Below are 2,481 nucleotides of genomic sequence, written 5' to 3'. Positions count from 1 at the left end.
GAATCACTGTCAGCCACACCCACGCACTGGTCGAAGAACGGGGTCTCGACGCGCAAACGGTTGCGGACCACTTTGACCTCACCGCCTCCGATGTCTACCACGCACTTGCGTACTAGCACGACCATCCGAAGAAATGCGGGCAGTCGAAGAGCCGTCGAGAGCTTCATAAAGCCGCAGAAGAAGACCCCAAAATCGTAACCGGTCGTATAAATGTACCAGAATCATAGTTATGCAGGTGTCGTTTTTGCTTGGCGAGAGTATCGTGGCTCTGCTAGCCGACAAACTCGACAAAGCTGGTCACGATGTAGAGCGTGTCGTTGATATGGACGAGTTGGGAGAAGGCTCAGCGACACCACGATTCGCCTGTGCGCCGTGCAAAAGGGTCGTCTCATCGTCACTAGCCACGACACGACCCTATCTAGATGTCAGCTGACTCACACAGTGGCGTGTTTTATCTCCCCGATCAGTCACTTCCTCCGCACGAGCTCTACCATATCATCCAGTGCGTTCTCGAAGCATTCTCTAGCCGGGAGGCGTTGAATATAGGGATGTACATTACTGCTAATTGGTTGTGACTCCCGGACGAAGCAACTGATTCCTGAGTTATTTCTGCCGGGCAATTAGTCGACTAATTGGACATTTCGTTGACACTATCTCTCGTGACCCCGACAATTGAATCTCGCCGAACTATCTTTCGACGGATCGATCGTCGACCACATGCTGATTGTCCCGTGCACGATGTGACGCCGCTGTACGACTGAGGGTTGCTTGACTGGCTGGAGTCAGATATCAGAATCGTCTCGCAGACCTGGTTTAAATATGATCGCCACGAGCCAGTCGAGAACTTCGTCTGTGCACCGGGCTGGCGATTTCAAATTCCACGCACACGACCGCTACGCAGAGTTGACCCAGTACGAGATGGACACGCTCTTTCGCGTGCTCTTGCTGAAAGAATTCCACAGGTGGAAGCATGAAACAGCGCTGATAGAGTATCTGGAATGTTGTCCAGCGTTCTGCGAACGGTTGGGCTTTGAGTGGGGAGTGTCCCGGGTCGACGCTGTGGCGCAGCTGTCACAAACGATTCACAACCAACCTTCGCAGCACAGTCAAGACAGCTGCGCGGACCATTCTGATCAAAGCACAGAACACGAGTGTTACTGTTCCGCGGGACCCCGACCAACATCGCCCATCTCACGGTGACGAAGCGGACGAATCGGACCCAGGTCTTTGACGACGACGCATCGATTACAGGGCACGTCAGCCGCGTCGTCTTCCCGGCATTCTCGCTCTCGCAGCGGCAACATCACTCGAACTGGCTGAGAAGACGCCTACAAGAATAACGAATATCTATCATTGTATAAAACGATAGCAAGGCGTATTGAGAGTGATGTGCTTGTAATGCGACGAATGAGAGAGCGTCTGAACGATCTCGACATACAAGGAATATTGAGTAAGACCGTGTCCAATACTGGGACACGTGGTGGCAAATATTTCAGATTCGAGCTCAGTATTAAAGTAGAAATCGCCGCTAATATTCCCTCGGATATAACTCGACTTCTGGATATCGACCTCGGGTTGTCAGAACAGAGAAACTAGGACTCGTCCTCGTCTTCGCTGAGTTCTTTTATCGACTGTAGAGTACTCTCGATTTCTCCAAGTACAGTTTGTAAATAATCCACGTGCTCAGATATAAGAGACGGTCTAGTATCAAGATACTCTTCAACCGTGTTATTGAATCTGTCCAGTTCACGTTTGAGCTGATTCAAATACTTGATATCCGTCTTATCAAAATAATTTTGATCTCCGATTTCTCGTTTCGCATCAATCACAATTTGATTCGCACTGTTTACGTCTCCCATGTCTATCGATTCCTGGTCCAGCACATCTTTTGCATTCTCAATATGCGCAAGTGCGATCCCAATGTCACCGTCCATGCTCCAGTTAATCACAACTCAACAGAAAATAATTTATATTTGTCAGTCGGTCTCTTTTGATCATAGTCAAAATTGAGTTGACCGACGTAGTCATCAGCTGCGGAAGTAGTTTCACCAGGACCACCATTAGCATCGTCAGAGCACGTTGCTGGCGTTACCCCTATTGACGTTTCTGGTTTGTATAGTATCGTTTGCGAGTGCGGAGATTGAAGAACTACCGGTGAGTCGAGTATTGGAACTGGCATCCGCTGTATTACTATTCGGTGAGATCCCACTCAGGCTTACTACCTCGGTATCGCCAGTGACCGCGAAGCAAAGCGCAAAGACGGAGGTGACCATCACAGCCATCAAAGAAACAGCATGAATTTGTTCAGGTGAGCCACTCATCAATATCTCACCTCTTGTGGTGGGCTAGCCGCGCCTACATATCTACTCGATTGGACTGTACGAATCGTGCCGGGAGATAGCAGAATTAGTAATATAATTTATAATATACTATTTCTGATTATTACGCAGAGAAATCAACCATTCCAGCTACACAAACACT

The 2,481-nt window shown here is 48.9% G+C and carries 4 protein-coding genes; 2 read left to right on the top strand and 2 right to left on the bottom strand.

Translation table 11 applies throughout. From position 1 onward, the window contains the following. Window positions 1–229: 229 nt before the first annotated feature. Both J07HQW2_RS17245 and J07HQW2_RS19805 read left to right on the top strand, forming a co-directional pair. Window positions 230–433, top strand: a complete 204-nt coding sequence (locus J07HQW2_RS17245) for a hypothetical protein (RefSeq protein ID WP_021053644.1) — start codon at window positions 230–232, stop codon at window positions 431–433. A gap of 920 nt (window positions 434–1,353) precedes the next feature. After that, the gene (locus J07HQW2_RS19805) at window positions 1,354–1,596 is read left to right on the top strand and encodes a hypothetical protein (RefSeq protein ID WP_394324604.1); all 243 of its coding nucleotides are present in this window, start codon (window positions 1,354–1,356) and stop codon (window positions 1,594–1,596) included. Here J07HQW2_RS19805 and J07HQW2_RS02295 read toward each other — a convergent pair. Both J07HQW2_RS02295 and J07HQW2_RS17240 read right to left on the bottom strand, forming a co-directional pair. Continuing rightward, complete coding sequence (locus tag J07HQW2_RS02295) at window positions 1,593–1,934, bottom strand: hypothetical protein (protein ID WP_021053642.1); 342 nt, start codon at window positions 1,932–1,934, stop codon at window positions 1,593–1,595. The genes J07HQW2_RS19805 and J07HQW2_RS02295 overlap by 4 nt on opposite strands. A gap of 135 nt (window positions 1,935–2,069) precedes the next feature. Next, window positions 2,070–2,321, bottom strand: a complete 252-nt coding sequence (locus tag J07HQW2_RS17240) for a hypothetical protein (RefSeq protein WP_303703905.1) — start codon at window positions 2,319–2,321, stop codon at window positions 2,070–2,072. Window positions 2,322–2,481: the final 160 nt, after the last annotated feature.

It is taken from the genome of Haloquadratum walsbyi J07HQW2 (genome assembly GCF_000415985.1).
Classification (GTDB): domain Archaea; phylum Halobacteriota; class Halobacteria; order Halobacteriales; family Haloferacaceae; genus Haloquadratum; species Haloquadratum walsbyi_B.
Note: the sequence above shows the minus strand (reverse complement) of the source record. Positions and strands in the feature narration are given on the sequence as shown.

Excerpts from the sequence above, each read along its gene's own strand:
- J07HQW2_RS17245 (WP_021053644.1), top strand. The coding sequence starts at position 230 with ATGCAGGTGTCGTTTTTGCTTGGCGAGAGTATCGTGGCTCTGCTAGCC.
- J07HQW2_RS02295 (WP_021053642.1), bottom strand. The coding sequence starts at position 1,934 with ATGGACGGTGACATTGGGATCGCACTTGCGCATATTGAGAATGCAAAA.
- J07HQW2_RS17240 (WP_303703905.1), bottom strand. The coding sequence starts at position 2,321 with ATGAGTGGCTCACCTGAACAAATTCATGCTGTTTCTTTGATGGCTGTG.